Annotated in this window: 17 protein-coding genes; 6 read left to right on the top strand and 11 right to left on the bottom strand. The window is 68.6% G+C overall.

The window, feature by feature from the left end; genetic code table 11:
• Positions 1-18: 18 nt before the first annotated feature.
• From mrdA to ACYAF3_RS16215, 5 genes are read right to left on the bottom strand one after another with little or no spacing between them, the layout of a single operon-like run.
• Positions 19-1,959, bottom strand: coding sequence for a penicillin-binding protein 2 (mrdA, locus tag ACYAF3_RS16235; RefSeq protein WP_003093191.1), 1,941 nt, complete (start codon positions 1,957-1,959; stop codon positions 19-21).
• A 12-nt stretch (positions 1,960-1,971) separates the two neighbouring features.
• Positions 1,972-2,439: a 23S rRNA (pseudouridine(1915)-N(3))-methyltransferase RlmH gene (gene rlmH, locus ACYAF3_RS16230; RefSeq protein WP_003093193.1), complete on the bottom strand. Its 468-nt coding sequence runs from the start codon at positions 2,437-2,439 to the stop codon at positions 1,972-1,974.
• 7 nt (positions 2,440-2,446) lie between these two features.
• Positions 2,447-2,803 (bottom strand): ribosome silencing factor, encoded by a 357-nt coding sequence (rsfS, locus tag ACYAF3_RS16225; RefSeq protein WP_003100305.1) that lies wholly within the window; start codon positions 2,801-2,803, stop codon positions 2,447-2,449.
• Positions 2,804-2,825: 22 nt separating this feature from the next.
• On the bottom strand, positions 2,826-3,470 hold the full coding sequence (nadD, locus tag ACYAF3_RS16220) for a nicotinate-nucleotide adenylyltransferase (RefSeq protein WP_003093199.1): 645 nt from the start codon (positions 3,468-3,470) through the stop codon (positions 2,826-2,828).
• Entirely contained in the window at positions 3,470-4,735 is a 1,266-nt protein-coding gene (locus ACYAF3_RS16215; RefSeq protein ID WP_003114089.1) for a glutamate-5-semialdehyde dehydrogenase, read from the bottom strand. Before ACYAF3_RS16215 ends, nadD begins: the two co-directional genes overlap by 1 nt.
• 297 nt (positions 4,736-5,032) lie before the next feature.
• On the opposite strand from ACYAF3_RS16215, the gene ACYAF3_RS16210 reads away from it, so the two are divergent.
• Positions 5,033-6,256 (top strand): alpha/beta fold hydrolase, encoded by a 1,224-nt coding sequence (locus ACYAF3_RS16210; RefSeq protein ID WP_023109669.1) that lies wholly within the window; start codon positions 5,033-5,035, stop codon positions 6,254-6,256.
• A 7-nt stretch (positions 6,257-6,263) separates the two neighbouring features.
• On the opposite strand, the gene ACYAF3_RS16205 is transcribed toward ACYAF3_RS16210, so the two are convergent.
• A complete protein-coding gene (locus ACYAF3_RS16205; protein ID WP_033936540.1) occupies positions 6,264-7,121 on the bottom strand; it encodes a class I SAM-dependent methyltransferase in 858 nt (285 codons plus the stop codon).
• A 63-nt stretch (positions 7,122-7,184) separates the two neighbouring features.
• Between ACYAF3_RS16205 and ACYAF3_RS16200 the strand changes: the two genes are divergently transcribed.
• Positions 7,185-7,904, top strand: a complete 720-nt coding sequence (locus tag ACYAF3_RS16200; RefSeq protein ID WP_003100299.1) for a DNA-3-methyladenine glycosylase — start codon at positions 7,185-7,187, stop codon at positions 7,902-7,904.
• Positions 7,901-9,214 carry a bifunctional DedA family/phosphatase PAP2 family protein gene (locus ACYAF3_RS16195; protein WP_003100297.1) on the top strand — a complete coding sequence of 438 codons (1,314 nt, stop codon included), beginning with the start codon at positions 7,901-7,903 and terminating at the stop codon, positions 9,212-9,214. The genes ACYAF3_RS16200 and ACYAF3_RS16195 overlap by 4 nt, the downstream gene beginning before the upstream one ends.
• Before the next feature lie 10 nt (positions 9,215-9,224).
• Here the strand turns inward: ACYAF3_RS16195 and ACYAF3_RS16190 are convergent, their stop codons facing one another.
• From ACYAF3_RS16190 to ACYAF3_RS16180, 3 genes are read right to left on the bottom strand one after another with little or no spacing between them, the layout of a single operon-like run.
• Positions 9,225-9,818, bottom strand: coding sequence for an LON peptidase substrate-binding domain-containing protein (locus ACYAF3_RS16190; protein ID WP_003093212.1), 594 nt, complete (start codon positions 9,816-9,818; stop codon positions 9,225-9,227).
• Between the two features lie 19 nt (positions 9,819-9,837).
• Entirely contained in the window at positions 9,838-10,548 is a 711-nt protein-coding gene (locus ACYAF3_RS16185) for an LrgB family protein (protein WP_003093214.1), read from the bottom strand.
• Entirely contained in the window at positions 10,548-10,910 is a 363-nt protein-coding gene (locus ACYAF3_RS16180; RefSeq protein WP_031636980.1) for a CidA/LrgA family protein, read from the bottom strand. Before ACYAF3_RS16180 ends, ACYAF3_RS16185 begins: the two co-directional genes overlap by 1 nt.
• A 193-nt stretch (positions 10,911-11,103) precedes the next feature.
• On the opposite strand from ACYAF3_RS16180, the gene ACYAF3_RS16175 reads away from it, so the two are divergent.
• The 3 genes from ACYAF3_RS16175 (at position 11,104) to ACYAF3_RS16165 (ending at position 14,177) form a co-directional block, all read left to right on the top strand.
• On the top strand, positions 11,104-11,559 hold the full coding sequence (locus tag ACYAF3_RS16175; protein ID WP_003093220.1) for a MaoC family dehydratase: 456 nt from the start codon (positions 11,104-11,106) through the stop codon (positions 11,557-11,559).
• 190 nt (positions 11,560-11,749) lie between these two features.
• A complete protein-coding gene (locus ACYAF3_RS16170) occupies positions 11,750-13,489 on the top strand; it encodes a C13 family peptidase (protein ID WP_003118249.1) in 1,740 nt (579 codons plus the stop codon).
• 46 nt (positions 13,490-13,535) lie between these two features.
• The gene (locus tag ACYAF3_RS16165; protein WP_003100290.1) at positions 13,536-14,177 is read left to right on the top strand and encodes an oxidoreductase; all 642 of its coding nucleotides are present in this window, start codon (positions 13,536-13,538) and stop codon (positions 14,175-14,177) included.
• 19 nt (positions 14,178-14,196) lie between these two features.
• Here the strand turns inward: ACYAF3_RS16165 and ACYAF3_RS16160 are convergent, their stop codons facing one another.
• Complete coding sequence (locus tag ACYAF3_RS16160) at positions 14,197-14,445, bottom strand: YceK/YidQ family lipoprotein (RefSeq protein WP_042159398.1); 249 nt, start codon at positions 14,443-14,445, stop codon at positions 14,197-14,199.
• Positions 14,446-14,473: 28 nt separating this feature from the next.
• Positions 14,474-15,103 (bottom strand): flavin prenyltransferase UbiX, encoded by a 630-nt coding sequence (ubiX, locus tag ACYAF3_RS16155; protein ID WP_003093227.1) that lies wholly within the window; start codon positions 15,101-15,103, stop codon positions 14,474-14,476.
• Between the last annotated feature and the right edge of the window lie 6 nt (positions 15,104-15,109).

The following is a 15,109-nucleotide window of genomic DNA, read 5'->3' as shown; positions in this document are numbered from 1 at the left end:
GACAGGGTGCGGTCGAAGTTACTGTTCAAGGGCGGGCGCCTCCGGCTCGGCTGCCGTGGGTTCGGGCTTGGCCACCGCCGCCGCGAGCGGCGCGACGGGTTCCGCGTATTCGGCCTTGAGCTTGCCGTGCTCGTCGAGCAGCCAGGCGTCCATCACCTGCTTGACCACCGGGGCGGCGACGCCGGAGCCGGACTCGCCGTTCTCCACCATCACCGCCACCGCGATCTGCGGGTTGTTGGCCGGCGCGAAGCCGACGAACAGGGCGTGGTCGCGGTGCCGCTCGAGCAGCTTGGAGCGGTCGTAGCGCTCGTTCTGCTTGATCGCCACCACCTGGGCGGTACCGCTCTTGCCGGCGATCAGGTAGGCCGAGGTGGCGCCGACCTTGCGCGCCGTGCCGCGGGCGCCATGCACCACCTGCTGCATGCCGTAGTCGACGCGGTCCCAGTTGGCCGGGTCGCGCAGCACGATGTCGGGCATCGGGTCGGGGTCGACCGGCGGCTGGCCGTCGATGGTCTTGGCCAGGTGCGGGCGGATCCAGTGGCCCTTGTTGGCCAGCAGCGCGGTCATCTGCGCCAGTTGGATCGGCGTCGCCTGCATGTAGCCCTGGCCGATGCCGAGGATCAGGGTCTCGCCCGGGTACCAGACCTGGCGGCGGGTCTTGCGCTTCCATTCGCGCGAGGGCATCAGCCCGTCGGCTTCGCCGAACATGTCCAGGGCGACTTTCTGGCCGAAGCCGAAGCGGCTCATGAAGGCGTGCAGGCGGTCGATCCCCAGCTTGTGCGCGAGGTCGTAGAAATAGGTGTCGTTGGACCGGTAGATCGCCGACTCCAGGCTCACCCAGCCATCGCCGTAGCGGTTCCAGTTACGGTACTTGTGGTCGTAGTTGGGCAACTGGTAGTAGCCGGGGTCGAAGACCCGCGAGGTCGGCGTGACCACCCCGGCGTCGAGGCCGGCCAGCGCCACCGCCGGCTTCACCGTCGAGCCCGGCGGATAGAGCCCGCGCAGGACGCGGTTGTACAGCGGCCGGTCGATGGAGTCACGCAGCTCGGCATAGGCCTTGAAGCTGATGCCGGTGACGAACAGGTTGGGGTCGTAGCTCGGCTGGCTGACCATCGCCAGCACGTCGCCGGTGGACGGCTGGATCGCCACGATGGCGCCCCGCCGCCCGGCCAGGGCGTTCTCGGCGGCCTCCTGCAGGCGGCTGTCGATGCTCAGGACGATGTCCTTGCCGGGAATCGGGTCGGTGCGCTTGAGCACCCGCAGCACCCGCCCGCGGGCGTTGGTCTCGACTTCCTCGTAGCCAACCGTGCCGTGCAACTCGCTCTCGTAGAAGCGCTCGATGCCGGTCTTGCCGATATGGTGGGTGCCGCTGTAGTTGATCGGGTCGAGGTTCTTCAGTTCCTGCTCGTTGATCCGCCCGACGTACCCGACCGAATGGGCGAAGTGCTCCTTCAGCGGGTAGTGGCGGACGAACTGGGTCGCCACGTCGACGCCCGGCAGGCGGAACTGGTTCACCGCGATGCGGGCGATCTGTTCCTCGTTGAGTTCGAACATGATGGGAACCGGCTCGAACGGACGCCGCCCCTGCTTCATGCGCTTCTCGAAGATGGCCCGGTCGTCCTCGGTCAGGCCGAGGATCTCCACCAGCGTGTCGAGGGTCTTCTGCAGGTCCTCGGTGCGTTCGCGGGTGATGGTCAGGCTGAAGCTCGGCCGGTTGTCGGCGATGATCACGCCGTTGCGGTCGAAGATGATCCCGCGGGTCGGCGGGATCGGCTGCACATGGACCCGGTTGTTCTCCGACAGCGTCGAATGGTACTCGTACTGGGTCACCTGCAGGTGGTACATGCGCGCCACCAGCACCAGGGTCAGCAAGACCACCGCCACCGCCCCGACGATGACGCGCCGACGCACCAGGCGGGCGTCTTTCTCGTGGTCTTTCAGGTGGATCGGCTGCGGCATCGGGACTGGGGACTATTTGTGGTAGGGGTGCCCGGACAATACGGTCCAGGCCCGGTAGATCTGCTCGCCGACCAGGATCCGCACCAACGGGTGCGGCAGCGTCAACGGCGACAGCGACCAGCGCTGCTCGCTGCGCGCGCAGACCTCCGGCGCCAGCCCTTCCGGGCCGCCGACCATGAGATTCACGGTGCGTGCGTCGAGACGCCAGCGATCCAGTTCGCGAGCCAGTTGCTCGGTGCTCCAGGGCCGACCTTCGACCTCCAGGGTCACCACCCGTTCCCCCGGCTGGACGCGCGCCAGCATGGCCTCGCCTTCCTGACGGATCAGGCGCGCCACGTCGGCGTTCTTGCCGCGGGTGTTGAGCGGGATCTCCACCAGTTCGAGGGACAGCTCGGCCGGCAGGCGCTTGACGTATTCCTGCCAGCCTTCCTCGACCCAGCGAGGCATGCGCGAGCCAACCGCGATCAGGCGCAACCGCATGCCGGCGTCACTCTTCCGGCTGGTGCTGGGCGCGGCTCTGCTCGGCGCCCTGCCACAGGCGCTCCAGGTCGTAGAACTGGCGGGTCGCCGGGAGCATCACGTGGACCACCACGTCGCCCAGGTCGAGCAGCGCCCATTCGCCGGACTCCAGGCCTTCGCTGCCCAGGGGCTTGACGCCGTTTTCCTTGGCCTTGGTCAGGACGTTGTCGGCCAGCGACTTGACCTGGCGGCTGGAACTGCCGCAGGCGATCACCATGTAGTCGGTGACGCTGGTCTTGTCCCGCACATCGAGGGTCACGATGTCCTGGGCCTTGAGGTCTTCCAGGGCATCGATGGCCACTTGGACGAGTTGTTCGGTTTGCATTGAGTCGGTCTCTGTTTCTTTATCAGTGTGGCGCACGATACAGGTGGTGCGCCTCGATGTAGTTCAATACCGCGTCCGGCACCAGGAAACGCACGGAGCGCCCGGCACCCAGCAGCGCGCGGATCTGGGTGGCGGACACCGCCAGCGGCGTCTGCCAGACGAAGGTGATCTGTCCGCCCGGCCCTTTCAGGGCCTGCGGGTCGGCCACGCTCCGCGCCGCCAGCAGGTCGCGCAGCGACTCCGGCGGCTCGCTGTCGGCATCCGGACGCTGCAACACGACGATGTGGCAGTGATCCAGCAACGCCTCCCAGCGGTGCCACGTCGGCAAGCCGCAGAAGGCATCCCAGCCGATCAGCATGAACAACTGGTCGTCGGCCGCCAGCTCCGCCCGCACCGACTCCAGGGTGTCGATGGTGTAGGACGGCTTGTCGCGCTGCAGTTCGCGGGGATCGACCGTCAATCGCTCGACTCCCGCCACCGCCCGCTCGACCATCGCCAACCGCTGCGCGGCCGACACCTGCGGGGTTTCCCGGTGCGGCGGCCGCGCATTGGGCAGCAGGCGCAGTTCGTCGAGGGCGAACTGCTCGGCCATTTCCACGGCGCTGCGCATATGTCCGATATGCACGGGGTCGAAAGTGCCGCCGAACAGGCCGATACGTTTGCCCATCAGGTGCGCACGTGACCGTCGCCGAAGACGACGTACTTCTCGCTGGTCAGGCCTTCCAGGCCGACCGGGCCGCGGGCGTGCAGCTTGTCGGTGGAAATCCCGATCTCGGCGCCGAGGCCGTACTCGAAGCCGTCGGCGAAGCGGGTCGAGGCGTTGACCATCACCGAAGCGGAATCCACTTCGGCGAGGAAACGCCGCGCATCGCTGAAGTTCTCGGTAATGATCGCGTCGGTGTGCTGCGAGCCGTAGGTGTTGATGTGCTCGATCGCCGCGTCCAGCCCGTCGACGATGCGGATCGACAGGATCGGCGCGTTGTACTCGGTACGCCAGTCCTCCTCGGTAGCCTCCAGCACGTCTGCGCCGAGCAGCGCACGGGTCGCGGCGTCGCCGCGCAGTTCCACGCCCTTCTCGCGGTAGATCGTGGCCAGCGGCGGCAGCACCCGCTCGGCGATACCGGCATGTACCAGCAGCGTCTCCATGGTGTTGCACGGCGCGTAGCGCTGGGTCTTGGCGTTGTCGGCGACGCGAATCGCCTTGTCCAGGTCGGCGGCGACATCGATGTAGACGTGGCAGATGCCGTCCAGGTGCTTGATCACCGGCACCTTGGCCTCGCGGCTGATGCGCTCGATCAGGCCCTTGCCGCCGCGCGGGACGATCACGTCGACGTATTCGGGCATGCTGATCAGCGCGCCGACCGCGGCGCGGTCGGTGGTTTCCACCACCTGCACGGCGGCGGCCGGCAGGCCGGCCTCGGCCAGGCCCTGCTGGATGCAGCGGGCGATCGCCTGGTTGGAGTGGATCGCCTCGGAGCCGCCGCGCAGGATGGTCGCGTTGCCGGACTTCAGGCACAGGCTGGCGGCGTCGATGGTCACGTTCGGCCGCGACTCGTAGATGATCCCGACCACGCCCAGCGGCACGCGCATCTTGCCGATCTGGATGCCCGAGGGCACGTAGCGCATGTCGCGGATCTCGCCGATCGGGTCGGGCAGCGTGGCGACCTGGCGCAGGCCCTCGATCATGTCGTCGATGCGCGCCGGGGTCAGCGCCAGGCGGTCCAGCATCGCCGGCTCCAGGCCATTGGCGCGGCCGGCGGCGAGGTCCTGCTCGTTGGCGTGGGACAACTCCGCGCGGGCGGCGTCCAGCGCATCGGCCGCGGCCAGCAGGGCGCGGTTCTTCTGCGCGGTGGCGGCGCGCGCGAGCAACCGCGAGGCGGCGCGGGCATCGCGGCCAAGGCGGCTCATATAGTCGAGGACGGACTCGGTCATGGTCTCGGCATCTGGCGTCAGGGAAATGCGCGATTATAGCGAGCCAGCCCCGGCGCGCCCAGCCGCAACAGCCGGTCGGTAGACAGTGCGTTCCATCGCCCCCGGCGGTAACGCGGCAGCCCCGCTGCGCCTGGGGCTGTGCGCGAGACGGTGACACCCGGGCGCAGGCGCCGGCCGAAGGATAGGTAAACAAAATTGCTACCTCTGTTTACCTTCGAGGCGAGCCTGGCCACTGCCACCCACCGGCACCCGCTCGGCAGAACAACAATAACGACGCACACACCGCGGGGCCTCGCCATGCGCTACCGTACCGACTACAGCGCACAGTCGCTGAGCAGCGAACCGGATATCCTCTTCCTAGACGGCTGGCAACTGCGCTACCAGGCCTTCGCCGCCCGCGCCGACGACCCGCGCCCGCCGGTGCTCCTGCTGGGCGGCGCCTTCCAGAGCTTCCGCTCGTTCACCGGCGAGGTCAGCGAACTGCTCGCCGAGCACCCGGTGATCCTGCTCGACCTGCCGAGCCAGGGCGGCAACCTGCAACTGGCGGCGGAACTGAGCCTGGAAGACCTCGCCGACCTGATCGCGGCCTTCGCCGAACGGCTCGGCCTGCCGCCGTTGATGCCCATCGGCCTGTCCTACGGCTCGGCCCTGGCCGCGCTGTTCGCCGCCCGCCATCCGCGCCGCTGCGCGCGCCTGCTACTGGCCGGCATCACCGCATTCGGCCGCCCCGGTGCGCGGCTGCTGCTGGAAGAAGCCCTGGCCCGGCTCGACGAGGGCGACCAGAGCGCCTTCGCCCACGGCGTACTGACCGGCCTGATCAACCCGCTACAGCTGGAACGTACCGGCGTCTCCCCGGTATTTCGCAAGGCCATGCTGCGCCAGTTGCAACGCCTGACCGCGGCGGAGATCGAACGCTACCGGCAGAATAGCCGGCGCCTGTTGGCCTTCGGCGGCTTCGAGCGGCACCCGACCTGCCCGACCCTGGTGCTCGCCGGCGAGTACGACCATTTCACCCAGCCCTGGGAACATGCGGTGTTCGCCCATGCCTGCGGGAACGCCGAGTTCGCCCTGATCCACGACGCCGACCATCTTGCCCAGTTCGAACGACGCGAGGCCTGCGCCCGGCTCTACGGCCCGTTCCTGCGCGGCGAGGCACTGCCGGAGCGCGCCGAGGGCAGCACGCGGATCCCGCGCACGCGCCTGCTCGGCCTGGAGCGACGCTTCGAGGTCCGCCATCGGCCAGCCCAGGGGCACGCTCGGCTGGAACATCCGCAGTTCGGCGTCTATGCGGCGGAACTGATGGAACTCGGCTATTTCGGCGGGCGGCTGCACGCCGAGCTGCCCGAATCCCGCCCGCAACGCGGCTGGCGGTTGTGCTGCGACGGCCTGGCGGACTTGGACATCCTGCCCCTGCGCTCGACCGCCGGCGGCTTCGCCTTCATCTTCCCGCACTCCGATCCGGCGGCCAGCGCCGGACTGGCCGACCTCCTCGCCGCCTGGGAGCGAGCGGAGGTCGCCTGAGAGGCGGCTATGCCGTGCGGCTTTCGATCACCCGCACCAGGCTCGGCAGGCGTCCCTGCGGCACGCCCAGGGCGGCGCCTTCGCGCTGCGGGTCGAGCACCAGGGTGGAGGCAAAGCCGCAGCGGGCGAAGGCCGCCTCGATTTCCGCGGCATTGCGGTAGTGCAACGGATAGCTTCCCCGCGTCAGCCGCCCGATGATCCCCACTCCCCAGCGTATCTGCCGGTAGCGCGGGTGCTCGCGGAGATCGGGATAGAGGTCGGTCAGGTAGGTGCCCTGGGGGAAGCGTTTAAGTTCGGTCGCCAGGCGACTCCAGAAGGCCTCGATCACCGGGCGCTGGAAATAGTTCACCAGCCCCTCGGTGATCACCACCAGCGGGCGCTCGCGATCGAGCCCGGCGAACAGCGCGGCGAGGCTGCGCTCGCCGTCCTCGGCGAGGATATCCACAGCCGCCACCGCGTGCTCCGGGCCCAGCCAACCCTGCTCGCGAAGCAACGCCGCCTTGCGCGCGGCCATCGGCGGCAGGTCGGCCTCCAGGTAGCGCAACTGTGGATAGCGTTGCCGGAAGCGTCGCCCGCGCGGCGAGAGCCCGCAGGCCATTTCCACCACCTGGACCACTCCCTCGCGTTCGACGGCCTGGGTCAGGCGCGCGTCGATCATGAGGTGTCTTTGTAACAGGAAATCCTCGATGTTCAGCCCGAAACCGAGCTGCGCGCCCCAGTTGATCGGCGCGACGAAGCCGTGTACCCAGCGGCCGAAGACGGTGGCGAAGGCCGGTTCGGCGAGTCGATGGCGGAACCAGACGTAGCCGGTGTAATGGGCGCTGGGCGTGATGTGGGCACTGTCGACACGCTCTCGTTCAACCATGATTCAGGCTCTTGTTGTTATCATTCGCCAGCCTATGACTGCCATGGTCCCAGCGACAATCCCATGTCCCGCGATCCCATCCTTAGTTTGCCCTGGCCCGACGCCCGGCCACTCCCCGACACCTTCTTCGACCGCGATGCGTTGCTGGTCGCCCGCGAGCTGCTGGGCAAGGTGATCCGCCATCGCCAGGGCAATCTCTGGCTGGCGGCGCGAATCATCGAGACCGAGGCCTACTACCTGGAGGAGAAAGGCAGCCATGCCTCGCTCGGCTACACCGAGAAGCGCAAGGCACTGTTCCTCGACGGCGGGCACATCTATATGTATTACGCGCGCGGCGGCGACTCGCTGAACTTCAGCGCCGGCGGGCCGGGCAATGCGGTGCTGATCAAGTCCGGCCATCCCTGGCTGGATCGCATCAGCGACCACACGGCGCTGGAGCGGATGCAGAGCCTGAACCCGGACAGCCAGGGTCGGCCCCGCGAGATCGGCCGCCTGTGCGCCGGCCAGACCCTGCTGTGCAAGGCCATGGGGCTGAAGGTGCCGGAGTGGGACGCACAGCGCTTCGACCCGCAGCGACTGTTCGTCGACGATGTCGGCGAGCGCCCCAGCCAGGTGATCCAGGCCGCTCGGCTGGGCATTCCGAAGGGGCGCGACGAACACCTGCCGTACCGTTTCGTCGATGCCACCTTCGCCGCCTTCTGCACCCGCAACCCACTGCGCCGCGGCCAGGTCGCCGGGCGCGACTATCATCTACTCGGACATCAGGACCCGCACCTGCAATGAGTCTCGACAGCTTCAACGCCTGGATGGCCGCCAACCCCGAGTGGCTGGGGCTGGCCATCTTCCTCATCGCCTTCCTCGAATGCGCGGCCATCGTCGGTATCGTCCTCCCCGGCGTGGTGCTGCTGTTCGGCGTCGCGGTGATCGCCGGCAGCGGCGCCCTCGGCCTCGGCGAAACCCTGCTGCTGGCCTACGCCGGCGGGGTGCTGGGCGACCTCAGCTCGTACTGGATCGGCCGCCGCTTCCACCAGAACATCCGCCGCCTGCCCGGCCTGCGCAGCCATCCGCAGTGGATCACCGCCGCCGAGGTGTACTTCGAACGCTACGGTATCGCCAGCCTGCTGGTCGGCCGCTTCATCGGCGCCCTGCGACCGATGCTGCCGATGGTCGCCGGCATGCTCGACATGCCGTTCGGCCGTTTTCTCGGCGTTTCGCTGATCGCCGCCGCCGGCTGGGCGGTCGCCTACCTGTTGCCCGGCTGGGCCACCGGCGCAGCCCTGCGCCTGCCGTTGCCGGAAGGCTTCTGGAGCGAAGCCGGGATCGTCGCGGCCTGCCTGGCGGTGCTGGTCGGCGTGGTAGTCCAGGCCAGCCTGCGGCGCAAACGCTGGGCAACCGCTGTGGCGGCCGCGCTGAGCCTGGTCCTGCTGCTGGCGATGACCGTCGCCTGGCCGTACCTCCAGGACCTCGACCAGGGCCTGATGACGCTGGTCCAGGAGCATCGCAACGCCGACCTGAACCCGGTGATGGTGGTGGTCACCCGGCTCGGCGATTTCCGCACCCAGTTCATCGCCGGCGCGCTGCTCGGCGGTATCCTCCTGCTGACCCGGCAATGGCGTCCGGCCATCTTCGCCATCGGCACCCTGGTGGGTACCGCGCTGGCCAACCAGACCCTGAAGACCCTGTTCGCCCGCGCCCGCCCGGAAGTGCTGGCCGAACCGCTGAGCAGCTTCAGCTTCCCCAGCGGACACAGCTCGGCGTCCTTCGCCTTCTTCCTCACCCTGGGCGTCCTCGCCAGCCGCCAGCAACCGCCGCGCTGGCGCCTGACCTGGGTACTGCTGGCGGTGATCCCGTCGCTGAGCATCGCCCTGTCGCGGGTCTACCTTGGCGTGCACTGGCCGTCGGACATCGTCGCCGGCGCCCTGCTCGCCACTACGGTCTGCGCCGCCAGCCTGTGGCTGAGCCAGCGCCGCGAGTCGCTGCCGGCGCTGCCGCAACGGGTCTGGTGGCTGCTGTTGCCGGTCTGCGTGGCGACCCTGGCGATCGCCGCCGGCTGGGCCCTGCCGGAAGCCATTGCGCGCTACCGGCCGCTGTGAGGGTTGGCGCTCAGTCGATACCCAACTCGCCCTGCAGGTGCTCCAGCAGCACCTGGATCCGCGCCAGTTGCATCTGCGCGTCGGGCAGGGCGAGCAGTTCGAGCTTGCGTTCGGTATCGAACGGCAGCAGGTAGGCCAACTGGTTGGCCAGGTCCTGCTGGCCGCCGGGCTCGCCGCCCATCTCCAGCGCGGCCACCATCGGATGCTCGGCCAGCACGCTGAGCAACGCGGCGAGATCGTTGTGTTCGTAGGTCAGGGGTTGCTCCGGCAGGTCTTCGAACCACTCGATCTCGCCGACGCTGAGCTGGTCGGCCTGGACCTCCACCGACAGCACCTGGAAACGCCGACCGCCCTCCACGCGGATGCCCAGCAGGCCGTTCGGGCGCTGCTGCCAGTCGCGGACCGAGGCCTCGCAGCCGACCATCGCCAGGCGGCTCGGCGCTTCGCCGACCTCCCGCCCTTCGCCGATGGTCACCACGCCGAAACCGGTGCCCTGCTTCATGCAGCGGCTGATCATGTCCAGGTAGCGCGCCTCGAAGATCTGCAGGTCCAGGCGGCAACCGGGGAACAGCACGGCGTTGAGGGGAAACAACGGCAACTTCATCGCGACTCCTCGGGCATCGTCAGGCAACCAGCGCTACCGCCAACGGTAGCAGCACTGCGGTGGCAACGCCCATCAGGCTCATCGCCAGGGCGGCGAAGGCGCCGCACTCCTCGCCTTCCTGCAAGGCCCGCGAAGTGCCTACCGCGTGGGCCGTCATGCCCAGCGCCATGCCCTGCGCGGCGGGGTGCCGGACGCCGATGGCGCGCAGCAGCTCCGGCCCGAGGATCGCCCCGAGTACCCCGGTGATCAGTACGAACACGGCGGCCAGCGCCGCCACGCCGCCGATCTGGCTGGCCACCAGCATGGCGATCGGCGAGGTCACCGACTTCGGCGCCATGCTCATCAGCATCCGCGGCTCGGCACCGAACAACCAGCCGAATGCGATGCCCAGCACCGTCGCCAGCGTACCGGCGACCACCAGGGTCAGCAGGGTCGGCCAGAACAATTGGCGGATACGCCGCAGGTTGAGGAACAGCGGCACCGCCAGGGCCACCGTGGCGGGGCCGAGGAGAATGGTCAGGACCTTGGCGCTGGCACTGTATTCGTCGTAGTCGATGCCGCAAAGCAGCAGCACGCCGATCACCACCAGCATCGATACCAGCACCGGCTGCAGGAACACCCAGCGGGTCCGTTCATAGGCGGCCAGGGCCAACTGGTAGGCGCCCAGGGTCACGCCGACGCCGAACAGCGGATGGTGGATCACCGCCTCGAGGGCGGCCTGCCAGGCCATCAGGACTCCTCCCGGCGACGTTGCTGGCGATCGATGAGCTTCTGCATCGTCCAGCCGGCGAACAGGAACGACAGCACCAGCGACAGTACCAGCGCGCCGACGATGGCCCAGAAGTCGGCGGCGATCTCCCGCGCATAGGCCATCACCCCGACCGCCGCCGGCACCAGCAGCAGCGGCAGGTAGCGCAGCAACGAGCCGGCCGCCTCGTTGACCGGCTTGCCGACCTCGCCACGCGCCAGGAAATAACCGAACAGCAGCACCAGGCCGATGATCGGACCGGGCAGCATGGGCAACAACAGAACGTTCAGACCTGTGCCGAGCAACTGGAACAGCACCAGCCAGGTCAGACCACGAAGCAACATGGGCACCTCCAGCAAGGGCCGACCATTATGCCCAGCCCGCCGGGACATTGGCACGCTCCTCGCCTATCCATCAGTCGCAGTCGCGGCACCGCATGACGCGATATTCGCCAGGCCGATGGTTTCTTGACCCGGTCGCCAACGCGTGCTGATCTTCCTGCACCATGAGAACAACAGCCATCCTCCCGGAGGACTTATGCCATTCGTACCCGTAGCAGCGCTCAAGGACTATGTCGGCAAGGATCTCGGCCATTCCGAATGGCTCACCATCGACCAGGAGCGGGTCGACCAGTTCGCCGAATGCACCGGCGACCACCAGTTCATCCACGTCGATCCGGAGAAGGCGGCGAAGACGCCCTTCGGCGGCACCATCGCCCACGGTTTCCTGTCCCTGTCGCTGATCCCGAAGCTGATGGAAGGCCTGCTGGTGCTTCCCGAAGGACTGAAGATGGCGGTCAACTACGGCCTCGATACGGTGCGCTTCATCCAGCCGGTGCGGGTCGGCTCGCGGGTCCGCCTGGGCCTGACCCTGCTCGACGTCAACGAGAAGAATCCCGGCCAGTGGCTGATCAAGGCGCGCGCCACCCTGGAGATCGAAGGCCAGGAGAAACCCGCCTACATCGCCGAGACCCTCAGCCTCTGCTTCGTCTGAGCCCGCCCCAGCGAGCGCTGCCGTTCGCTTGACGGCCAGGCGCCTTCGCGCCCCTCTCCCCCCTTCCAAAAGCCCCCGCTCGCGGGGGCGCTCTGGGCCGGCAGGGAAATACCCTACTGCCAGGCAACGATTTTTCCGCCACACTGTCTCCCCTCCACCCTCGGACCGAACCACTCATCGGGAACGCCGCATGCTTCGCCCCGCCAGGTCTCTCTCGCTCTGCTCCGCCCTGGTCATCCTGCTCGCCGCCTGTGGCGAGGGCGAACCGCTGCTCCCGGCCGATGCGCGCCTGCCTGACGGCGCGCGCTATCGCGGCGAGCTGGTGGACGGGCGCCTGGAAGGCCAGGGCCGGCTGGACTACGACAACGGCGCCTGGTACGCCGGCCGCTTCGAGCATGGCCTGCTGCACGGCCATGGCACCTGGCAGGGCGCCGACGGCAGCCGCTACAGCGGTGGCTTCGCGGCCGGCCTGTTCGACGGTCAGGGACGCCTGGCGATGGCCGATGGCAGCGTCTACCAGGGCGGTTTCCGCCAGGGCCTGTTCGATGGCGAAGGCAGCCTGGAACAACAGGGCACTCGCTACCGCGGCGGTTTCCGCAAGGGCCTGTACAGCGGCCAGGGCACGCTGGACGGCAGCGATGGCAGCCGCTACCAGGGCAGCTTCCGCCAGGGCCGCCTGGAAGGCGAAGGCAGCTTCAGCGACAGCCAGGGCAACCAGTACGCCGGTACCTTCCGCGACGGGCAACTGAACGGCAAGGGGCGCTGGAGCGGGCCCGATGGCGACCGCTACGTCGGCCAGTTCAAGGACAACCAGTTCCATGGCCAGGGGCGCTACGAAAGCGCCAGCGGCGATGTCTGGATCGGCCGCTTCAGCGAAGGCGCGCTGAACGGCCCCGGCGAGCTTCTCGGCGCCGACGGCAGCCGCTACCGCGGCGGTTTCCAGTTCTGGCGCTTCCATGGCCAGGGCCTGCTCGAACAACTGGACGGCACCCGCTACGAAGGCGGCTTCGCCGCCGGCGCCTATGCCGGCCAAGGCACCCTGGACCGCGCCGACGGCAGCCGTGAGCAGGGACTCTGGGCCGACGGCAAGCGCATCCGCGACGCCGCCGGCAAGGCCCTGCCCGACACTCTGGAAATCGGCCTGTTGGCCCAGGGTCGCCTGCTCGACGAAGAACTGCGCAAGATCCCGGCCTCGACGCCGGCCAGCGAACTCTATGCCCTGAGCCTGGGCGGCGATGGCCGCCAGGGCGTGTTCCTGCGCGAGGCCGATTACGCCGGCGACCTGCTCGGCCAGCGTTTCGCCGCTCGTGGCGTGATTCGCCTGGTCAACCACCGCGACCACTTCGGCGACCGCCCGCTGGCTACCCGGGAAAGCCTGTCCCGCGCCGTGCGCACCCTGGCCGAACGCAGCGGGCCGGAAGACCTGGTCTTCATCTACCTGACCAGCCACGGCTCCAGCGACCACCAGTTGGCCCTGGACATGCCCGGCCTGAACCTCGGCGACCTGCCGGCCGCGGAACTGGCCGAACTGCTCGCGCCGCTGCGCCAGCGCGACAAGGTGCTGGTGGTATCGGCCTGCTACAGCGGGGGCTTCATCCCGCCGCTGAAAGACGAACGTACCCTGATCCTGACCGCCGCGCGTGCCGACCGGGTCTCGTTCGGCTGTTCCGACGACGCCGACTTCACCTATTTCGGCCGCGCCTTGCTGGCCAATGCGCTGAACCGCACCGACGATCTGTCCAAAGCGTTCGAACTGGCGAAAGAGGAAGTGCGTCAAAGGGAGAAGGAGGAAGGTTTCGAAGCTTCGGAACCGCAAGCCTGGTTACCGGAACGCGTGCTCGCGCACTGGCGGACGCTGCGGGGGCAGCAAGCCGAGCGCGCGCTCGCGTCCCGGGAAGGAAAAACCGGCGAGGGCGCGGCGGGCAAATAGATACGCCGCGCACTACGCTCATTGGTGTGGAAGGGGAGAAACACACATGCACTCGACGCCCAAGCGCGTTCTGCTCGCCGGCGCGACCGGTCTTACCGGCGAGCACCTGTTGGATCGGATATTGAGCGAGCCGACCCTGGCCAAGGTCATCGCCCCTGCCCGCAAGGCGCTGGCCGAGCATCCGCGGCTGGACAACCCGGTCGGCCCGCTGGCCGAGCTGCTGCCGCAACTCGACGGCAGCATCGATACCGCCTTCTGCTGCCTCGGCACCACGATCAAGGAAGCCGGCTCGGAGGAGGCCTTCCGCGCGGTCGATTTCGACCTGCCGCTGGCGGTGGGCAAGCGCGCGCTGGAGATGGGCGCCCGGCATTACCTGGTGGTCAGCGCCCTGGGCGCCGACGCCAAGTCGTCGATCTTCTACAACCGGGTCAAGGGCGAACTGGAGCAGGCCCTGCAGGAACAGGGCTGGCCACAACTGACCATCGCCCGGCCATCGCTGCTGTTCGGCCCGCGCGAGGAATTCCGCCTGGCCGAGATCCTCGCTGCGCCGATCGCCCGCATCCTTCCCGGCAAGTACCACGGCATCGAGGCCTGCGACCTGGCCCGCGCGCTCTGGCGCCTGGCGCTGGAGGAAGGCAAGGGCGTGCGCTTCGTCGAGTCCGACGAACTGCGCAAGCTGGGGAAATGAGCCTGGGGCGGATCCCGCCCTACATGCCGCCGCTGACGCCGAGGTTGAGGCCGATGGCGGTGGCCAGCGAGAACGGCAGCAACAGGGTGTCCAGCAGCGCGCTGCCCGGCAGGTCGAGCCCCGGATGGGCCGGCGCCTCCGCGCCGAAGCGTTCCATCGGGCAGCAGCCGCCGTGCAGGCTGTACCAGTCCAGCCGGGTGCCGGCGTAGACCACCGGCGCCCCTGGCTTGGCCGCATCCAGGGTGCGCACGGTGGCGCAACCGCCCATCTGCACCGCCAGGACCAGCAGCAGCACCCTACTCGTCGCTGACAAGGTGCTGTTCCCCCCAGCGCGGCAGCATATCCTGGGGAATCCCCAGGGTGTTGAGGATTCGCGCGACGACGAAGTCCACCAGGTCCTCCACCGATTGCGGCTGGTGGTAGAAGCCCGGCGCCGCCGGCAGGATCACCGCGCCGAGGTTGGACAGCTTGAGCATGTTTTCCAGGTGGATACTGGAGAACGGCGCCTCGCGCGGCACCAGCACCAGCGGCCGGCGCTCCTTCAGGGCGACATCGGCGGCGCGCTCGATGAGGTTGTTGCAGGCCCCCGTGGCGACCGCCGACAGGGTGCCGGTGGAACACGGGCAGATCACCATGGCATTGGGCGCGCTGGAGCCGGAGGCCGGCGGCGCCATCCAGTCGTTCTGGCCGAACACGCGGATCTGTCCGGCGGCGGCACCGCAATATTCGGTGAGGAAGGCCTGCATCGCCTGCGGCTTGGCCGGCAAGGCCACGTCGGTCTCGGTGGCCATCACCAGTTGCGCGGCCTTGGAGATCAGGAAGTGCACCTCGCGCTCTTCCTGCACCAGGCAATCGAGCAAGCGCAGGCCGTACTGGGCGCCGGAGGCGCCGGTCATCGCCAGGGTAATGCGTTCCGGACCGCTCATCGCGCC

It is taken from the genome of Pseudomonas sp. TZ252, assembly GCF_056110345.1.
Note: the sequence above shows the minus strand (reverse complement) of the source record. Positions and strands in the feature narration are given on the sequence as shown.